The following is a 19022-nucleotide window of genomic DNA, read 5'->3' as shown; positions in this document are numbered from 1 at the left end:
TCAACCAGTTTATATTCTTCATTTTGTGGAGACGTTATGCTACCACTGTGGAGACGCAATGCTTCGCGTCTTTACCAAGATGCTTTTCTTACACCTGGTATAAGGCCTTGATTGGCCATTTCGCGGAAAGTTACACGGGAAATTCCAAAGGTTCTCATATATCCTCTCGGTCTTCCGGTAAGCTTGCAACGATTGTGTAGCCTTACTGGTGAAGCATTTTTAGGTAATTTTTGTAGACCTTCCCAATCGCCAGCTTCTTTTAAAGCTTTACGTTTAGCAGCATACTTAGCTACCATTTTTTGTCTCTTCACCTCACGGGCTTTCATTGATTCTTTAGCCATCTCTTAGTTCTTTTTAAAGGGTAATCCCAATTCTTGCAATAATGATTTTGCTTCTTTATCGGTTTGTGCAGAGGTAATAAAGGTGATGTTCATACCTTCAATTTTCTTCACTTTATCGATATCGATTTCTGGAAAGATAATTTGCTCAGTAATACCTAAAGAGTAATTACCTCTTCCGTCAAAACCAGTTGCTTTAATTCCGTTAAAGTCACGTACCCTTGGCAAAGCAGAAGTAATTAATCTATCTAAAAATTCGTACATACGGTCACCTCTCAACGTAACTTTCACACCAATTGGCATTCCTTTACGAAGTTTGAAGTTTGCAACGTCTTTTTTAGAGTTAGTTGGTACTGCTTTTTGCCCAGTTATCTTAGTAAACTCATCAACCGAATAGTCAATAAGTTTCTTATCAGCTACTGCCGCCCCCACGCCGCGGGAAACAACAATACTCTTCATTTTCGGTACTTGCATGACGTTTTTGTATCCAAATTCGTCAGTAAGTGCATTAATCACTCTGCTCTTGTACTCTTCTTTAAGTCTTGGTGAATATGCCATAACTATATTGCTTGATTCGATTGTTTTGAAAACCGTACTTTCTTACCATTTTCCATTTTATAACCTACACGAGTTGCTTTTCCAGATTTTGGATCAATCAACGAAAGGTTTGAAATATGGATTGGAGCTTCTTTTTTTGTAATTCCACCTTGTGGATTACTTGCACTTGGTTTCTCGTGTTTAGAAACCAAATTTACTCCCTCTACGATTGCTTTGTTTTTGTCAAGGAACACCTTCATTACCTTACCTTCTGATCCTTTGTGATCTCCGGCAGTAACTACTACTGTATCTCCTGATTTTATTTTAAGCTTTGTCATTTTAGTTTTCATATTAAAGCACCTCTGGTGCCAATGATACTATTTTCATAAATTGCTTGTCGCGAAGCTCTCTTGCTACTGGTCCGAAAACGCGAGTTCCTTTCATTTCCCCTTGAGGTCCTAAAAGCACACACGCATTGTCGTCAAAACGGATGTAAGAACCGTCTGGTCTTCTTACTTCCTTCTTGGTACGTACTACTACTGCAGTAGAAACGGCTCCTTTCTTTACATTTCCATTAGGTGTTGATTCTTTAACAGAAACTACAATCTTATCACCAATAGAAGCGTATCTTCTTTTTGTTCCGCCTAATACACGAATACAAAGCACTTCTTTTGCACCGGTATTATCTGCGACTTTGAGTCTTGATTCTTGTTGTAACATAATTACTTCGCTCTTTCAATTATTTCTACTAATCTCCAACTTTTGGTTTTACTTAAAGGACGAGTTTCCATAATCCTTACTTTATCACCTTCGTTGCAGTTGTTTGTCTCGTCGTGTGCCACATACTTTTTAGTTTTGGTCACGAACTTTCCGTACATAGGGTGTTTAATTTTTTTCACCTCTGCAACAACAATAGACTTATCCATTTTGTTACTGGTTACTACCCCTATACGTTCTTTTCTTAGATTTCTTTTAATTTCTTCCATCTTTCAGCTGTACAGTTATTGCACTTCTCTTTTAGTTAATTCGGTAGCTATTCGCGCTATCGCCCTTTTATGGGTTCTAAGTTGGATTGGATTTTCCAAAGGTGAAATGGTGTGAGCCATTTTAAGGTCTACGTAGGCCTTTCTGGAATCAACCAATGCTTCCTGAAGTTCAGCCGTCGATGCGTCTTTTATCTCTGATTGTTTCATGTGTCAATAATTATGCTTGGAAATCCCGAGACATTATAAATTTAGTTTTAACCGGAAGCTTTTGTGCTGCAAGGCGTAAAGCTTCTTTAGCTACTTCAACCGAAACACCACTAATTTCAAATAGCACTCTTCCTGGTTTCACAACAGCTGCATAATATTCAACAGCACCTTTACCTTTACCCATACGTACTTCAAGAGGTTTTTTGGTAATTGGTTTATCTGGGAATATCATAATCCAGATAGACCCTTCTCTTTTCATAAAACGAGTAGCAGCAATACGGGCAGCCTCAATTTGTCTTGCTGTAAGAAATTCTGATTCCAACGATTTAATACCGAAGGTTCCATACGCAAGTTGGTTGCCTCGTCCGGCATTACCCTTCATACGGCCCTTTTGATGTTTACGGTATTTTGTTCTTTTAGGTTGTAACATTTTTTTCTATTTAAAAAATTACTTTCTGCGACGTGCTTTATTGCCACCGCGTCCTTGAGCCCCTTTACCACCACTTTTCTTGCCAGTAGATAAACCAACTAGTGGGGAAAGCTCTCTCTTTCCATATACTTCGCCTTTCATAATCCATACTTTAACACCCAATCTACCATAAGTAGTGTGTGCCTCAACTAAAGCGTAGTCAATATCGGCTCTAAAAGTTGATAAAGGAATACGACCCTCTTTGTAAGATTCTGAACGTGCCATTTCAGCACCATTCAAACGGCCAGAGATTTGAACTTTAATACCCTCTGCATTCATTCGCATTGTTGCCGCGATTGCCATTTTAATTGCACGTCGGTATGAAATACGACTTTCAATTTGGCGTGCAATACTCGCAGCTACCAAAAAGGCATCAAGTTCAGGTCTTTTAATCTCATGGATGTTGATCTGTACTTCTTTATCTGTAATTTTTTTAAGCTCTTCTTTTAGCTTGTCTACTTCCTGACCTCCTTTACCGATAATGATACCGGGACGAGCTGTGGTTATAGTAACGGTTACAAGCTTAAGCGTACGCTCAATAATTACTCTACTCACACTAGCTTTACTTAAACGAGCGTGGATATACTTCCTGATCTTGTCGTCTTCGGCTAATTTATCGCCGTAGTCGTTGCCTCCGTACCAGTTGGATTCCCAACCTCTAATGATACCTAAGCGATTCCCGATTGGATTTGTCTTCTGTCCCATTTAATTATTTGCTTTGTGTGTTATCGTTAGCTGCCAATACCAGTGTTACGTGGTTGGAGCGTTTTCTAATTCTGTGTGCACGGCCTTGCGGTGCTGGACGAAGTCTTTTCAACATTGTACCACCATCCACTCGGATTTCCTTAACAAAAAGATCTGCATCTTCTATTGAAGCATCTTCGTTCTTTTGCTGCCAGTTGTTAATAGCTGACAAAAGTAACTTCTCTAATTTACGAGAAGATTCTTTTGAACTAAACTTCAATATATTAAGGGCTTTATCAATTTTCTCACCACGTACCAAGTCTGCCATTAAACGCATTTTTCTTGGTGAAGTGGGGCAATTATTCAATTTAGCCAAGTAAATATTTTTCTTAGCTTCCTTGATTTGCTCTGCTCTTTCTCTTTTTCGAACTCCCATGGCCTATTATTTTTTACCTTTGTTTTTAGCACCTGCGTGACCACGGAATGATCTTGTAGGTGAAAATTCTCCTAGTTTATGTCCAACCATGTTCTCTGTTACATACACAGGAACAAATTGACGCCCGTTGTGAACAGCGATGGTCTGACCAACAAAATCTGGAGTAATCATTGAAGCACGTGACCAAGTTTTGATAACGGTCTTCTTATTATCCTGAATATTTTGCTCAACTTTACGGTCTAATTTATAATGAACGTACGGTCCTTTTTTTAACGATCTTGCCATAACTTACTTCTTTCTACGTTCTAAGATATATTTATTACTTGATTTCGTTCTTGTACGAGTTCTATAGCCTTTAGCTGGAACTCCATTTCTAGAACGTGGGTGACCTCCAGATGCACGGCCTTCACCACCTCCCATTGGGTGATCCACAGGGTTCATTGCTACTGGTCTTGTTCTTGGTCTTCTACCTAACCATCTGCTACGTCCGGCTTTACCAGAAACCAACAATTGATGGTCATGATTTGAAACCGCTCCCACAGTAGCCAAACAGTTGGCCAAAACCAATCTAGTTTCTCCTGACGGCAACTTAACCGTTGCAAATTTTCCGTCTCGAGCCATTAATTGTGCAAAAGCACCAGCGCTACGAGCCATTACAGCTCCTTGCCCAGGACGAAGTTCTATACAGGAAATAATTGTACCTAAAGGGATTGCCGAAAGTGGCATTGCGTTTCCAATTTCTGGAGCAACTGAATCTCCAGAAACGATATTTTGCCCAACTTGTAGTCCGCTTTGCGCAATTACATATCGCTTTTCACCATCTTGATAGTTTAAAAGCGCGATAAACGCCGTACGGTTTGGATCGTATTCAATACTTGCGACAGTTGCAGGAACACCTGACTTGTCACGTTTAAAATCGATAATTCGATATCTTCTTTTATGACCTCCTCCGACATTTCGGATAGTCATTTTACCTTGACTGTTTCTACCACCAGATTTTTTCATCGGAGCAATCAGTGATTTCTCCGGCTTATCGGTTGTAATGGCGTCAAAACCATTTACAACCCTAAAACGCTGACCTGGGGTGACTGGCTTTAATTTTCTTACTGACATTCTTGTCTAATTAGCTCTAAGTTACCTTAGATGTTACTGTAAAAATCTATTGTATCACCTTCCGCCACCTGTACGATTGCTTTTTTCCAAGCATTCGTTTTACCAGTCTGGACACCTGTTTTTGTATAACGGGTTTTCCTATTAGGGCGGATATTTATTGTGCGAACTTTTTCAATAGAAACTCCGTAGGCAGCCTCGACCGCTTTCTTGATTTCTACCTTATTCGCCTTCGGGTGCACCTCGAAAGTGAAGACATTATCATCTTCGGCTATTTTGGTGGCTTTTTCCGTAATTATAGGTTTAATTAAGATGTTCATCTCGTTTCTATTTACTTAAGTTTGTTTCAATTCCTTCCAAAGAACCTTCAAACAGCACTACACTGTTTGCATTCATAATTTTACAAGTACTTAGATGTGAGTTTGTTACAACTTCAGTACCTTTCAAATTGCGAGAGGACAAATATACATTATTATTTAAGTCTCCCAACACAAATAAAGATTTTTTGCCATCAAGACCCAATCCTTTTAAAACTGCGGTGAAATTCTTTGTTTTTGGAGCATCGAAATTGATGTCTTCAACCACAACAATTGCATTTTCGTTAGCCTTCATCGAAAGTGCCGATTTACGTGCCAAACGCTTTAAGTTCTTGTTAAGTTTAAAAGAATAGTTTCTTGGGCGTGGTCCAAACATTCTACCACCACCTTTAAAAATACCTGATTTAATACTACCCGCTCGAGCAGTACCAGTTCCTTTTTGTTTCTTTATTTTTCTAGTAGACCCAGCTATTTCAGCGCGTTCTTTTGACTTATGCGTACCTTGTCTTTGATTGGCAAGATATTGCTTTACATCAAGATACACCGCATGGTTATTAGGCTCTATTCCGAACACATCAGCAGAAAGTTCAACTTTTCTACCTGTGTCTTTTCCGTTTATATCTAATACAGCTACCTTCATTATTTCTCGATCGTTACATAAGAGTTTTTATGGCCAGGAATAGCTCCTTTTACCACAAGTAGATTCTTTTCAGGAACTACTTTCAAAACTTTTAAATTATCAATTTTCACTCTTTCGTTCCCCATTTGGCCGGCCATTTTCATTCCTTTGAAAACTCTCGCAGGATATGATGCAGCTCCAATAGAACCTGGTGCGCGTAAACGGTTGTGCTGACCGTGTGTGGCTTGGCCTACACCGCCAAAACCGTGACGTTTAACAACTCCCTGAAAACCTTTACCTTTAGATGTACCCGCGATATCCACGAATTCACCTTCAATAAAATGCTCCACAGTGATTGTGTCACCTAATTTGTATTTCTCTTCAAAATTCTTGAATTCGGCGACTTTGCGTTTTGCAACGGTTCCTGCTTTTTTAGCATGCCCTTCAGCAGCTTTAGTAACAGTCTTCTTGTCATCGAAACCAAGTTGAAGAGCGTTGTACCCGTCAACCTCTTTGGTTCTGACTTGGGTGACAACACAGGGTCCTGCTTCAATAACGGTACAAGGAATATTCTTCCCGTTCTCGTCAAAGATGCTGGTCATCCCTATCTTTCTTCCAATTAACCCAGACATATTTAATTATTTATTGATTATTATTAATTTATTTTGAAATGCGATACATCGCGATTTTCCTTTTAAAAGAAACGGGATCAAAATAATTCCGATCCCGAATATTACTTTGTTTACCGTTTTTCCTTTGCTTACGAGCTTAGGACATTTTACACTCCTGCGAAGGCAGGACTCTCATGATTCGAATTTCAGAACATGAGATTCCCGCCTTCACGGGAATTATCACACTTTTATCTCTACCTCTACCCCACTTGGCAACTCTAACTTCATTAGAGCGTCAATTGTTTTTGAGGAAGAACTGTAGATATCCAATAGTCTCTTGTACGAACTTAATTGAAATTGTTCTCTACTCTTCTTGTTAACGTGCGGAGAACGCAATACAGTAAAGATTTTTTTATGTGTTGGCAAAGGGATTGGACCTGTAACAACGGCTCCAGTACTCTTTACAGTCTTAACGATTTTCTCAGCAGATTTGTCCACCAAATTGTGATCGTAAGATTTTAGTTTAATTCTTATTTTTTGACTCATTGCTGAAATTATTATACGTTAGCGGTTCCTTTTGCTGCTGCTATAACCTCTTCAGAAATATTTGAAGGAGTTTGAGCATAATGTGAAAATTCCATTGTTGAAGTAGCACGACCTGATGACAACGTTCTTAATGTAGTTACATATCCGAACATTTCAGAAAGTGGCACTTCGGCTTTAACAACTTTCGCACCGGCACGGTCACTCATACTAGAGATTGTTCCACGACGACGGTTAAGGTCACCTACTATATCACCCATATTCTCTTCAGGTGTAAGCACCTCAAGTTTCATTATAGGTTCAAGAATTACAGCTCCGGCTTTCTTAGCAACTTCTTTGAAACCAATTTTTGCAGCTAATTCAAAAGATAAAGCATCAGAATCCACAGGGTGGAACGAACCATCTTTTAAAGTAACTTTCATACTATCAACCTCAAAACCTGCGAGCGGTCCATTAACCATAGCAGCTTTGAATCCTTTTTCTACAGAAGGAATAAATTCTTTTGGTACGTTACCACCTTTAACCGCGTTTACGAATTCCAATCCTAATTTACCTTCTTCAGCCGGCTCAAGAGTAAAGACAATGTCAGCAAATTTACCACGACCACCAGATTGTTTTTTGTAAACTTCTCTGTGATCTGCAGCTTTTGTAACAGCTTCTTTGTACTCAACTTGTGGCTGACCTTGGCTAACTTCTACTTTAAACTCACGACGCAAACGGTCGATAAGAACATCTAAGTGAAGCTCGCCCATTCCAGATATAATAGTTTGTCCAGATGCTTCGTCTGTACGTACTTGGAATGTTGGATCTTCTTCGGCAAGCTTTGATAAAGCCATACCTAATTTATCGACATCAGCTTTAGTTTTTGGCTCGACCGCAACACCAATTACTGGGTCAGGGAAGTCCATGCTCTCTAAAATGATAGGATGTTTTTCAGCGGTAAGGGTATCACCAGTTTTAATATCTTTAAAACCTACAGCAGCACCAATATCTCCAGCTTCAATAAAGTCAATTGCATTTTGCTTGTTAGCGTGCATTTGGTATATACGTGATATACGTTCTTTATTCCCTGTACGGTTATTTAAAACATAAGAACCTGCATCCAAATGACCAGAGTATGTACGGAAGAAAGCCAAACGACCAACAAATGGATCGGTTGCAATCTTAAACGCAAGCGCGGCAAACGGTTCATCCACACTTGGCTTACGCAATTCTTCTTTTTCAGTATCAGGATTCACCCCTACGATTCCGTCTTTATCCATTGGAGAAGGAAGGTAACGACAAACACCATCAATTAAAAACTGAACTCCTTTGTTTTTAAAAGAAGACCCGCAAATCATTGGAATAATACTCATATCCATTACGGCAGCACGAAGCGCAGCGTGCACTTCTTCTTCAGTAATAGACTCTTCGTCTTCCATATATTTCTCAAGAAGTTCTTCGTCATAAGCAGCAACTTCTTCAATAAGCTTACCGCGATACAGACGCACTTCCTCTTTCATATCTTCAGGAATCGGCACTACGTCAAAAGTAGATCCAAACGAATCCTCGTGCCAAACAATAGCACGGTTTTTCACAAGATCAACAATACCTTTAAAGTCTGCTTCTTCACCTAAAGGCAAAACAATAGGCACCGCATTAGAACCTAACATTTCTTTAACTTGCTCGCAAACCGCAAGGAAGTTAGATCCGTTACGATCCATTTTGTTTACGAAACCAATACGAGGCACCTTGTAATTATCAGCTAACCTCCAGTTAGTTTCAGATTGTGGCTCAACACCATCAACCGCACTAAATAAAAACACCAATCCGTCAAGCACACGTAATGAACGATTCACCTCTACGGTAAAATCAACGTGACCCGGAGTGTCAATAATATTAAAGTGATATTCTTTTGTTTCTGGCAACGGCTCTCCGTTTTCCATTGGAAACTTCCACTTACAAGTAGTAGCAGCAGAGGTAATTGTAATACCACGCTCTTGCTCTTGCTCCATCCAGTCCATAGTTGCTGAACCTTCGTGAGTTTCCCCCATTTTATGGTTTACACCAGTATAAAATAGTATTCGTTCTGTAGTTGTAGTTTTACCGGCGTCAATATGCGCGGCAATTCCGATATTTCTTGTATAAGTTAAGTCTCTTCCCATTGTTTAGAATCTGAAATGTGAGAATGCTTTATTAGCTTCTGCCATTTTGTGTGTATCTAAGCGTTTCTTTACCGCAGCACCTTCTTCTTTAGAAGCAGCGAGAACTTCCGCCGCAAGTTTTGCAGCCATAGACTTCTCGTTTCTTTTTCTAGAATAAGTAATTAACCACTTCATTGCAGTTGCAATTTTGCGGTCTGGACGAATCTGCATAGGTATTTGAAATGTTGCTCCACCAACTCTACGGCTACGTACTTCTACGTGAGGCATAACGTTAGATAAAGCTTCTTTCCATAATTCCAATGCTGTTTTTTCGTCGTCTTGCTTTTTTTCTTCTACAATGTCCATTGCATCATAGAAAACTTTGAAAGCCACACTCTTTTTTCCGTCCCACATCATGTTGTTTACGAAACGCGTAACCAACTGGTCGTTAAACCTTGGATCTGGCAAAAGAGGTCTTTTTTTGGCCTGTTTTTTTCTCATTTGTTGTTTTGTTAATGGTAAACGCTAATTTTCTTTAAAGTATTTAACGCTTAACCCGTTTTCATTTTTCTTAAAACACAAGCTTTGCGTTTCTACTTTTTAGGGCGTTTTGCTCCGTACTTAGATCTACGTTGCGTGCGGCCTGCAACACCAGCGGTGTCTAATGCTCCACGAACAATGTGATACCTAACTCCTGGCAAATCTTTTACCCTTCCACCTCTAACCAATACTATCGAGTGCTCTTGGAGATTGTGACCTTCGCCCGGGATGTATGCGTTTACTTCTTTACCATTTGTAAGCCTCACCCTTGCAACTTTACGCATTGCAGAGTTAGGTTTTTTAGGCGTAGTAGTATATACACGCGTACAAACACCACGACGTTGTGGGCACGAATCCAAAGCAACCGATTTACTCTTCTTGGTTATTCTGGTCCTTCCTTTACGTACTAATTGTGAAATTGTTGGCATATAAAATATGTATTATTACTGTTTAAAATAAAACACCCCTATTTTTAGGGGTTGCAAATGTAGAGATATTTTTTTATTAATCAAACCATACTTCATTAATTTTCAACATACTTTAATTATTTTTTTATTTTGAATATGATTTAGAGTCTTGATACGTTAGATTTGAAGCAATCAAAGCTAAAATTAAAGACCACACCAAAATCAAGGCAATATTTATTAGTTCACACAGCTGCAGCAATCCAAAAATACTTATTAACATATACGCTACGATTTCAGAAAAACAATAAACGAAGAATTAAAGAACTCAAAAAACTAAATTGAAATACTCAAAACTTCTTTTTATACTCCTCACTATATACAGCAGTTATTTCAGTGAAATACAAGCTCAAGAATACACTCTTAAATTACAAGCCGAAAATGCAATTTCGCGCGGGCTTAAAGACTCTCTTAAAATCAAAAAAAGCTACGCTAATAAAGAGGCCGTACTAAATAAAATAGACACCATACACAAAACCCTACAACAAATAGGTTATATAGACACCGAGCTGAAACAAATTAATATTAAAAATGACACCGCCTATACAGCAAATTTCTATTTAGGGAAAAAATACAAATACCTACGAATATATTATTCTGAACAAGATTTTAGCCAGCGGGAATTAAAACAAGTGGCTACAGAAGTGGAAGGAAATTACTTTACAATCCCCATAACATCATTTCCAAGCGCAATGCGGAAATTAACAGCAATACGAAACCAACAAGGAAATGCTTTTGCGCGAATTAAGGCAACGAAATTTGAAAAGGATGAAAATAACGAATTAACTGCGACACTATATTTAAACAATGGCAACCAACGAACAATTGACTCGATTGCAATAAAAGGCTACGAAAGATTCCCTAGATCGTATTTAAAATATTACGCTGGAATTAAAAAAGGAAAAATCTTCAATAAAAAAAAACTAGTTGAACAAAGTGAAAACTTAAATAGTCTTGGTTTTGTCTCGGCGACCAAACCACCTGAAGCACTTTTCAGAAAGGACTCCACAATCGTATATTTTTACTTGGAAAAACAAAACAACAACCAATTTGATGGAATTTTAGGCTTTGCAACCGATGAAGAAACACAAAAATTAGAATTCAACGGATATTTAAACCTAGAACTCAACAACAACCTCCATTTCGGGGAACAATTTCTTTTAAATTACAGGGCTGACGGTAAAGAGCAAATACAGTTCAGAACAAAAGTCACCCTCCCCTACTTGTTCAGAACACCTTTTGGACTCAGCGGAGAATTAAAGATTTTTAAACGCGACTCAAGTTTTGTAACCACAGAACAACAATTGCGAACAACGTATCAAATAAATCCAGCTTCTCAGAGCTATGTAGGGTATAGAAGCTTCGATTCAAGCAATTTACTTGACCAGACGATGGCTGGAATCCCCATTGAAGATTTTAAGTCGTCATTTATAATTGGCGGAATTTCGTATCTCAAATATCAAAACCATTCAATGTTTCCGATAAAAACGAAATTATCTCTAGACATTGGAGCTGGGTCGAGAGTACGAAATGGCAATTCAGAAAGACAGCAACAAGCCGAAGTGAGCCTAAGCAACATCTTCAAACTAAATTTAAAAAATTCCATTTTCACACAAACAACCACCAACGCACTTTTCAGCGACACCTACTTAGTAAACGAACTTTTTCGTTTTGGAGGAATAAACAGCATTCGGGGTTTTGATGAAAACAGCATAGACGCATCACTATTTTCAGTTATCAATACTGAATATAGATATCAGTTTAACAAAACAATGTTTGCACACTCAATTATAGATATAGGATATTTTGAAAACGAAACCCTAGACCTCAAACAAAAGCTTTATAGCTTCGGACTCGGCTTAGGAATAACTACAAAAGCAGGATTATTTAGATTTATAGCAGCAACCGGCAGTACAGAAGAGCAAAATCTTAACGTATCAAACATAAAAATACACATAAGTCTTTCATCCCGGTTCTGATCAATAAACCACATCCAAGAAGAACCAACAAGGACTAAAAACTTCACTGAAACAATAGATTCAATTGATACTATACGGCACTATATTCCAACTAGTTAGTAGATACACCCGCAGATTATCGAAATAGACCATATAATCCTCTAGTTTATTAAAATGTTCAAAACCCGAGTCCTCTATGAGTTAAGTAAAGGTTTACGATGTTTTTACAAGTAGCTAATAATCAGCTTATTTTTAATTCTGACGCGAAAGAGAAAATTTGAACAGAAATACTTGTGTAATTAACTTTTTATTAGGATTTTTGCCGTTGGCTAATTCAAAAATATATAAAATGAAAACAAAGTTTAGTGGAATTATGACGCTGTTATTAGCGTTAGTTGTGCAACTTACCTTCGCACAGCAGAAAACTATCACAGGTACGGTGACGGACGACACAGGTCTGCCATTGCCTGGTGCAAACGTTATTATCAAAGGAACTAGTACTGGAACACAGTCGGATTTTGATGGAAATTATTCCATTACCGCCAACGTGGGACAGACACTTACCTTTAGTTATGTAGGGTTTGACACTCAGGAAGTAAAAGTAGGTGCCCAGAACAGCATTGACATTACCTTGAACCCAGGTTCAACGTTAGAGACTGTTGTTGTAACGGGATATTCCTCAAGAAACCAAACGGTACAAACTTCAGCAGTAGTTTCGATTTCTGCCGCAGAGTTGTCTCAAATGGCACCAACTACTAGCATTGACAATATGCTACAAGGTAAGGCTGCTGGTGTTCAGGTAACTGCCGCCAACGGTAAACCGGGTCAGGGTGCGTTTGTTAGAATTCGTGGAACAGGATCTTTAGTTGCTGGTGCTTCTTCCCCGTTATATATTGTTGATGGCGCGCCTATCCGCGAACAGGATTTGGCTAGCATCCCTAACGAGGATATCGAAAACATTACAATTTTAAAGGATGCTGCGATGACAGCTCGTTACGGTTCTAGAGGATCTAACGGAGTTGTTGTTATCACAACAAAAGGTGGTAACCGTAACAAAGATGCCGTAATTAGATACAGCTCAAGATATGGAGTTACTTCCAGAATCAAGCCTAACTTCTCAATGATGGATGCTACTCAGAAAATGCAATATGAAGCTGAAATGTACGCCTTAGGTGTTACTGCTGCTTCGTCACTTCCTGGAGTTACTACAGCACCAAATTCGCCAGAACGTCAGTTCTTATTAGATCACGAAGTTGACTGGCAAGATTTAATGTTAAAAGATGGTATCATCCAAAGCAACAGTGTTGCTATTTCTGGTGGTGCTGAAAAAATGGATTATTACTTCTCTGTTTCTAATGACAGAAACACTGGTATTATCGACCAAATTGACGGTTTCGAAAGATTAGGAACTAGATTAAACGTTAATGTTGATGCTAAAGAATGGTTAACATTAGGAGTAAACGTAGGTTACTCTCGTTCAACTAGTGATGAGCCAAGAGATAGAAATAACGCACAGAACCCATTCCGTGCAATGTTAGATTACAACGGTTACGAGCCTGAATTCAGACTTGACGAAAACGGTGACCGTTTATTAGATGAAAACGGTAATCCAATTTACAACCCAACTCACAGTGGTTTCCCAGTAAGAGGTGCTCTTTTATCTGAGCCTTCAAACATTGTAGACAATACAACCCTTGGTAGCGTTGACGCATTGGTTAAATTCAGCAAAAACTGGAGTTACAACTTCAACGTAGCTGTTAACTGGTCTGCTGCCAGAGAAGAAAGTTATATGAAACCAGGAGGAATCTTAGATGGTCTTATTGGAGATCCAGACAAACCAGGTAACAAAATGGATGTTCAAACACACCGTTTGGATTTAACGTTAAGTAATCGTATTAACTACAACTACCAAAACGACAAGCATAACGTAAACGTTCTTGGTCTATACGAATATAACATGAACGAATACAATGGTGCTCTTGTAAGAAGCATCGGATTCCCTTCGGCGTTATTAACAACTCAAGAAAATGCTGCTGAGGTAACAGACGGTTGGACTCGTAGAAACAGAATCACCCTTGTTTCCTACGGTGTTTTTGCAGACTACGATTTCCAAGAGCGTTACTTATTACAAGGTTCTGTACGTCGTGACGGTTCTTCTAATTTCGGTAAGGATGTTCAGTTTGGTACCTTCTATAGTGGTAGTATTGGATGGAACATCGCTAAAGAATCTTTCTTTAACGCAGATTTCGTTAATGACTTAAAGCTTAGAGCTTCTTACGGTTCTGTTGGTAACAGAAATGGATTGAGCCGTTATGCATCTCAAGGTACTGTAGGTTTCGGATCATACCCAGGCGGATCTAGTACTATTCCAACTCAGGTTGCTAACCCGGAATTAAGCTGGGAAACAACTACAACTACCAACATTGGTATGGAATTGAATATGTTTAACAAGAGAGTACGTATGGTTGGTGATTACTTCATCAGAAATACTACCGATTTATTGTTCAACATTCCTAAATCAGCTGAATCTGGAGTAGGTTCTATCGCTGGTAACCTTGGTGACATTGAAAACAAAGGACTTGAAATATCGTTACAAGGAGATGTACTAAGAGGAGAAGATTTATCTTGGACATTAGGTGGAAACATTATCTTCCTAGACCACAAAATTAAATCGTTACCAGAAGGCAATCCAATCGACGCACCAGATACATTTGGAATTCGTTGGGAAGAAGGTAAAAAGATTAACGAACACTTCTACATTCGTTACGCAGGTGTTGATCCAGCAACTGGTAGAGCTCAGTTCTATGGTGGCGACGGTAACATCTATTTCGCTGACCAAATGCCAGATATGGAAAACCGTGTTTTCCAAGGAAAATCTACAATAGCAGATATGGAAGGTGGATTCTTCTCTAACATTACTTACAAAGGTTTCGGACTACGTACAGATTTCGTATTCAAAGCAGGAAACTACATTAACAACTTCGTACGTTCACAGAGAGAATCTGATGGTATTAACATCGCAGACAACCAGTCGGTTGGAGCTTTCAACTATTGGAAACAACCAGGTGACACAGGAGTACTTCCTAGCCCTATCTACGCTACAGGAGATGATAGCGTAATGAGCAACTCAGACAGATTCCTAGAGAAAGGTGATTACATCAGAATGAGAAACATTACCCTTTCTTATTCATTCTCAAGCGAAACTTTAGAGAAAACTCCAATCAACTCACTTAGATTGTATGTACAAGGTCAAAACTTATTGACATTCACAAAATTCTGGGGGGATCCAGAGGTTGGTTTATCTTCAGGTGAGACTATCGCTTTCGGTGACTCAGTTGCACCAGGTGAGGCAACACTTTATAGCTACCCGAACACCAAGTCTATCCAGGTAGGATTGGATGTAAGTTTCTAATTAAAAAAATTGATACAAATGAAAAATATAATTTCTAAAATAACTGTTTTAGCTTTAATCGTTGGGATATTTGCTTCCTGCGACGATGAACTGAACCAAGTACCTTTCGATTCCTTTGGAACCGAAAACGCTTACGCAACCGCTCAGGATTTTGAAAATGCCATTAGAGGGGTTTATTCCGGACTAACTAGCGGTGCTTTTTACGGCGGTAGTGACACTGGAGGTATGTTAGACGCTCCAGATGTATTGTCTGACAACGTTGTCTTTGCTCAAAGAGGTAGAGGAACAAGAAGAACATTGCACAACTGGCAATATGGCGCAGCAGATGGGCCAATGTACGGTATGTATTTAGCAGCCTACAGAACCATTTACAGAGCGAACCTTTTATTAGGTAATGCAGGTGACTTTGAAGGTGAAAACAAAGCAAATGTAGTTGCCGAAGCGAAAGCTCTACGTGCACTAGCTCATTTTAATGTTGTTTCTTTCTTCGGAAAAATACCAACGCAATCTGGTGATGCTAATGGAAGTTTAGGTGCAGCATACGTAATGGAAGCTGACCCAACTATCCTTCCTGCTAGAGAAACTGTTGCTGAAACATACAATAAAATTGTAACCGACTTAACAGAAGCTGCAGCAGAAATTAATGATGCAAACCCAGCTGGTAGAATGAACAAAGACGCTGTAAACACACTTCTATCGAGAGTTTACTTGTATATGGGTGAGTGGCAGAAAGCTATTGATGCAGCAAACAAAGTAAGCGCATCTGTTGCTTCAAGAGATAATGTTGTTGGAGTTTGGGAAGACACTACTCAAGATGGTGTTTTATTTTACATCCCGAATGATGTTCCAGTTTTAGGAGTAAACATTGGTGTAACATGGAGTCAAGGTGGTTTATCAAACCTTATTCCTGAGTATGTAATCTCTAAGAGCTTCTACGATTCATTCTCTGATGACGATATCAGAAAAGAAGCTTACACTATGGAAGCAGCTAACAACCAAGATGGTTTACAGTTCAACGCCATCAAAAAACTATTTGGACGACCTGGTCAGACCAATGGTATGGTTGACATCAAAATATTCCGTGCAGCTGAATCTTATTTAAACAAAGCTGAAGCATACTATGCACTAGGAAATGAAACGGCTGCAAGAACTGCTCTTGATGTAGTTAGAACTAAAAGATATACAACTCCTCCAAGCGGTGAAACTGGAACTGCCCTAAGAGATGCTATTCGTCAAGAAAGAAGATTAGAGTTCGCATTTGAATACCAAAGATTCTTTGACCTAAAGCGTTGGGGAGTAGCTATACAGCGTGATGGACAAGGTGATTTAGCTGACGGATCAGGAACACCTTCAGACGTTCAAACACTTCCTGCTGGTAATTTCAAATTCCAGTTACCTATTGCACAAAGCGCAAGAGACGTGAACCCGAATTTAGATCAAAACCCAGGAGGTTATTAATAAATCTTAAAATCCATTAAAAATGAAAAAATTAAAATTTCTAACACTTATCCTGACAATTGCACTAGTTGCAGTTTCATGTGAAAGTTATGACGATTACGATACAGATCGTGATACTGTAGCTGGATTTACAAAGAAAACACAGAACATTAACAGTATACCACAAGACGGAGAGAAATCAACAACTGTGGACGTGTTTGCTTCAGATGTAAAATCATTCGAAAGAACTTTTTCAGTAGTTACTGTTCCTGTTACCAATCCGGAAGAGAACACTCCTACTGCAGAAAACAATTACCGATATGATGCTACCGTTACTATCCCTGCTAACGAGCGTTTGGGAACTTTAACTGTAACTGGAGTTGACAATTCATTAACTTCTGACAGAACTTTCTTTATGCTTTCTATTCAAGGAGGAGAAGATGTAGTTTCTGGAGGTACGATAATGATCGGACTGAAAAACTAAAAGTAAACCTCTTAGTTATAAACAATCAAGCACCTCTTGGTAATCAAGAGGTGCTTTTTTATTGAAATATATTTAACTTTAGCCCATAATAAAAGGGCAATACCCTCACAAATAATATGAGTTCAAAAGAAAACACCATTTTCGGAATCTATCCAATTCAGGAAGCATTAGCGTCAAACATCAACTTTGATAAAGTATATGTTCAAAAAGGAATAAGTAGCGATAAAATTGATGCTATTTTAGCTGAATTAGGCAAAAAGAATATCTCAGTAAGTTCAGTTCCTATGGAAAAAATGAATCGTTTAACGCGAGGAAATCATCAAGGCATTGTAGCACTAACTTCTCCGGTACCATTTCATTCTTTAGAATCAGTGGTTGAAAAATCTCTCGCTGGAACTAAAACGCCACTATTCTTAATACTGGACCAAATTACAGATGTCCGAAATTTTGGAGCAATCTTAAGAACCGCTGAATGTACAGGTGTTGATGCAGTAATTATTCAAAAATCTGGAGGAGCACCTATTTCAGGCGATACTGTAAAAACTTCGGCAGGGGCAATTTTCAAGATCCCAATCTGTAAGGTAGATCACATTAAAGATGCTATTTTCTATCTTCAAGGTTCAGGCATTACTACATTAGCCGCTACGGAAAAAACAAAGAATACTATTTACTCAACACAATTGGATAAACCGTTAGTTATCATAATGGGATCGGAAGGAAAAGGAATCTCCCACTCTGTCCTCAATTTGGTAGATGAAAAAGCATCGTTACCACTTTTGGGAGAAATAAATTCGCTTAATGTTTCTGTAGCTTGTGGTGCCTTTTTATATGAAGTAGTTAGACAACGAACAATTTAATCTTTAGACTCTGGCTTCTTTTTAATAGTATAAATAATTTCAATTTGAGGTAATTCAGGAGATTCAAGAACTTCTGGTTCCACTTCTTTAGACTGACCCACAAAATTTCCATTTTCATCAAACTGACTTATAAATGGGTCTTTATCGGGATCAAAATCTTCTTTTTCCCATTCATATTTTTTGTTCTCAAGTGGAATTCCTTTAAATAAGAAAGCAAAAAGAAGTCCTACAAAAAACCCTGAGAGGTGACCTTCCCAAGAAATTTTTGGATCGACCGGAAAAACATACCACAACAATCCGCCGTATAAAAACACAACGATAAGAGCCAAGGCAGTCAATTGAAATTGTTTAGAAAAAATTCCTTTAAAAAACAAAAAAGCGACAAGCATATACACTACTCCACTCGCTCCAATATGTAACGAAGGGCGACCAATTGTCCAAGTTGCGATTCCTGTTAATAACAATCCTAAGAACAATACTTTCCACCTAATATTCCTATAAAAATAAAACAAGGCAGTACTTAGCACAAAGAGCGGTACCGAATTATTGAAAATATGTTTTAAAGTTCCGTGAATAAAGGGACCAGAAACAACACCTATCAATCCTTTAAACGTACGCGGATAGATTCCAAGTGTATTGAAATTAACTCCAAACCGAGATTCTATCCAGAATACAATCCAAAGCAGCAATACAAAAAGCAAAGGATACCCAATTACCTCAGGACTAAAATACAATCGATTTCTATCAGTCATAACATTTTTAAAGCAAAAACAAACCCAAAATCAAATTTATGATAAATTGGCAGAGAATCAGTCTTAACTGTTAATATTGATAACTTCATATAAGTAGATAAAACCAATTTCTTAAACCAAGAGAAGCGTCAAACTTTT

General features: G+C 38.5%; 24 protein-coding genes. 5 read left to right on the top strand and 19 right to left on the bottom strand.

Going from position 1 to position 19022, the window contains the following annotated elements; all coding sequences use genetic code 11:
* Positions 1-71: 71 nt before the first annotated feature.
* The 18 genes from rpsN to rpsL form a co-directional block, all read right to left on the bottom strand.
* Positions 72-341 carry a 30S ribosomal protein S14 gene (gene rpsN, locus BLW28_RS04210; protein ID WP_073215393.1) on the bottom strand — a complete coding sequence of 90 codons (270 nt, stop codon included), beginning with the start codon at positions 339-341 and terminating at the stop codon, positions 72-74.
* A gap of 3 nt (positions 342-344) precedes the next feature.
* Positions 345-896 (bottom strand): 50S ribosomal protein L5, encoded by a 552-nt coding sequence (rplE, locus tag BLW28_RS04205; RefSeq protein ID WP_073215390.1) that lies wholly within the window; start codon positions 894-896, stop codon positions 345-347.
* Between the two features lie 2 nt (positions 897-898).
* Positions 899-1213, bottom strand: a complete 315-nt coding sequence (rplX, locus tag BLW28_RS04200) for a 50S ribosomal protein L24 (RefSeq protein WP_073215579.1) — start codon at positions 1211-1213, stop codon at positions 899-901.
* Positions 1214-1226: 13 nt separating this feature from the next.
* A complete protein-coding gene (rplN, locus tag BLW28_RS04195) occupies positions 1227-1595 on the bottom strand; it encodes a 50S ribosomal protein L14 (protein WP_073215387.1) in 369 nt (122 codons plus the stop codon).
* 2 nt (positions 1596-1597) lie between these two features.
* Positions 1598-1861, bottom strand: coding sequence for a 30S ribosomal protein S17 (gene rpsQ, locus BLW28_RS04190; RefSeq protein ID WP_073215385.1), 264 nt, complete (start codon positions 1859-1861; stop codon positions 1598-1600).
* 15 nt (positions 1862-1876) lie between these two features.
* Positions 1877-2068, bottom strand: a complete 192-nt coding sequence (gene rpmC, locus BLW28_RS04185; RefSeq protein WP_073215381.1) for a 50S ribosomal protein L29 — start codon at positions 2066-2068, stop codon at positions 1877-1879.
* Positions 2069-2078: 10 nt separating this feature from the next.
* A complete protein-coding gene (rplP, locus tag BLW28_RS04180; protein WP_073215377.1) occupies positions 2079-2498 on the bottom strand; it encodes a 50S ribosomal protein L16 in 420 nt (139 codons plus the stop codon).
* An 18-nt stretch (positions 2499-2516) separates the two neighbouring features.
* Positions 2517-3242 carry a 30S ribosomal protein S3 gene (rpsC, locus tag BLW28_RS04175; protein ID WP_073215374.1) on the bottom strand — a complete coding sequence of 242 codons (726 nt, stop codon included), beginning with the start codon at positions 3240-3242 and terminating at the stop codon, positions 2517-2519.
* Between the two features lie 4 nt (positions 3243-3246).
* On the bottom strand, positions 3247-3657 hold the full coding sequence (gene rplV / locus BLW28_RS04170) for a 50S ribosomal protein L22 (RefSeq protein ID WP_073215370.1): 411 nt from the start codon (positions 3655-3657) through the stop codon (positions 3247-3249).
* A gap of 6 nt (positions 3658-3663) precedes the next feature.
* Entirely contained in the window at positions 3664-3942 is a 279-nt protein-coding gene (gene rpsS, locus BLW28_RS04165; protein ID WP_073215367.1) for a 30S ribosomal protein S19, read from the bottom strand.
* A 3-nt stretch (positions 3943-3945) separates the two neighbouring features.
* Positions 3946-4770: a 50S ribosomal protein L2 gene (rplB, locus tag BLW28_RS04160; protein ID WP_073215364.1), complete on the bottom strand. Its 825-nt coding sequence runs from the start codon at positions 4768-4770 to the stop codon at positions 3946-3948.
* A gap of 26 nt (positions 4771-4796) precedes the next feature.
* Positions 4797-5087 (bottom strand): 50S ribosomal protein L23, encoded by a 291-nt coding sequence (gene rplW, locus BLW28_RS04155; protein WP_073215359.1) that lies wholly within the window; start codon positions 5085-5087, stop codon positions 4797-4799.
* Positions 5088-5094: 7 nt separating this feature from the next.
* Positions 5095-5724: a 50S ribosomal protein L4 gene (rplD, locus tag BLW28_RS04150; RefSeq protein WP_073215356.1), complete on the bottom strand. Its 630-nt coding sequence runs from the start codon at positions 5722-5724 to the stop codon at positions 5095-5097.
* Positions 5724-6335, bottom strand: coding sequence for a 50S ribosomal protein L3 (gene rplC / locus BLW28_RS04145; protein ID WP_073215353.1), 612 nt, complete (start codon positions 6333-6335; stop codon positions 5724-5726). The genes rplD and rplC overlap by 1 nt, the downstream gene beginning before the upstream one ends.
* Before the next feature lie 219 nt (positions 6336-6554).
* A complete protein-coding gene (gene rpsJ, locus BLW28_RS04140; RefSeq protein WP_010181931.1) occupies positions 6555-6860 on the bottom strand; it encodes a 30S ribosomal protein S10 in 306 nt (101 codons plus the stop codon).
* An 11-nt stretch (positions 6861-6871) separates the two neighbouring features.
* Positions 6872-9001 carry an elongation factor G gene (fusA, locus tag BLW28_RS04135; protein ID WP_073215350.1) on the bottom strand — a complete coding sequence of 710 codons (2130 nt, stop codon included), beginning with the start codon at positions 8999-9001 and terminating at the stop codon, positions 6872-6874.
* 3 nt (positions 9002-9004) lie between these two features.
* Positions 9005-9481 carry a 30S ribosomal protein S7 gene (gene rpsG / locus BLW28_RS04130; RefSeq protein WP_073215347.1) on the bottom strand — a complete coding sequence of 159 codons (477 nt, stop codon included), beginning with the start codon at positions 9479-9481 and terminating at the stop codon, positions 9005-9007.
* 92 nt (positions 9482-9573) lie between these two features.
* A complete protein-coding gene (rpsL, locus tag BLW28_RS04125) occupies positions 9574-9948 on the bottom strand; it encodes a 30S ribosomal protein S12 (protein ID WP_073215344.1) in 375 nt (124 codons plus the stop codon).
* A 317-nt stretch (positions 9949-10265) separates the two neighbouring features.
* On the opposite strand from rpsL, the gene BLW28_RS04120 reads away from it, so the two are divergent.
* The 5 genes from BLW28_RS04120 (at position 10266) to rlmB (ending at position 18132) form a co-directional block, all read left to right on the top strand.
* Positions 10266-11963 (top strand): POTRA domain-containing protein, encoded by a 1698-nt coding sequence (locus BLW28_RS04120; protein WP_083540665.1) that lies wholly within the window; start codon positions 10266-10268, stop codon positions 11961-11963.
* Positions 11964-12291: 328 nt separating this feature from the next.
* Positions 12292-15354, top strand: coding sequence for a SusC/RagA family TonB-linked outer membrane protein (locus BLW28_RS04115; RefSeq protein WP_073215572.1), 3063 nt, complete (start codon positions 12292-12294; stop codon positions 15352-15354).
* 18 nt (positions 15355-15372) lie between these two features.
* Complete coding sequence (locus tag BLW28_RS04110) at positions 15373-16812, top strand: RagB/SusD family nutrient uptake outer membrane protein (protein WP_073215339.1); 1440 nt, start codon at positions 15373-15375, stop codon at positions 16810-16812.
* A gap of 22 nt (positions 16813-16834) precedes the next feature.
* Positions 16835-17275 carry a hypothetical protein gene (locus tag BLW28_RS04105; RefSeq protein ID WP_073215336.1) on the top strand — a complete coding sequence of 147 codons (441 nt, stop codon included), beginning with the start codon at positions 16835-16837 and terminating at the stop codon, positions 17273-17275.
* A 116-nt stretch (positions 17276-17391) separates the two neighbouring features.
* The gene (gene rlmB, locus BLW28_RS04100; protein ID WP_073215333.1) at positions 17392-18132 is read left to right on the top strand and encodes a 23S rRNA (guanosine(2251)-2'-O)-methyltransferase RlmB; all 741 of its coding nucleotides are present in this window, start codon (positions 17392-17394) and stop codon (positions 18130-18132) included.
* On the opposite strand, the gene BLW28_RS04095 is transcribed toward rlmB, so the two are convergent.
* The gene (locus BLW28_RS04095) at positions 18129-18884 is read right to left on the bottom strand and encodes a rhomboid family intramembrane serine protease (protein ID WP_073215329.1); all 756 of its coding nucleotides are present in this window, start codon (positions 18882-18884) and stop codon (positions 18129-18131) included. The genes rlmB and BLW28_RS04095 overlap by 4 nt on opposite strands.
* Positions 18885-19022 lie beyond the last annotated feature (138 nt).

It is taken from the genome of Aequorivita viscosa, assembly GCF_900106795.1.
Lineage (GTDB): Bacteria > Bacteroidota > Bacteroidia > Flavobacteriales > Flavobacteriaceae > Aequorivita > Aequorivita viscosa.
This window is presented reverse-complemented; position numbering and strand designations above follow the sequence as displayed.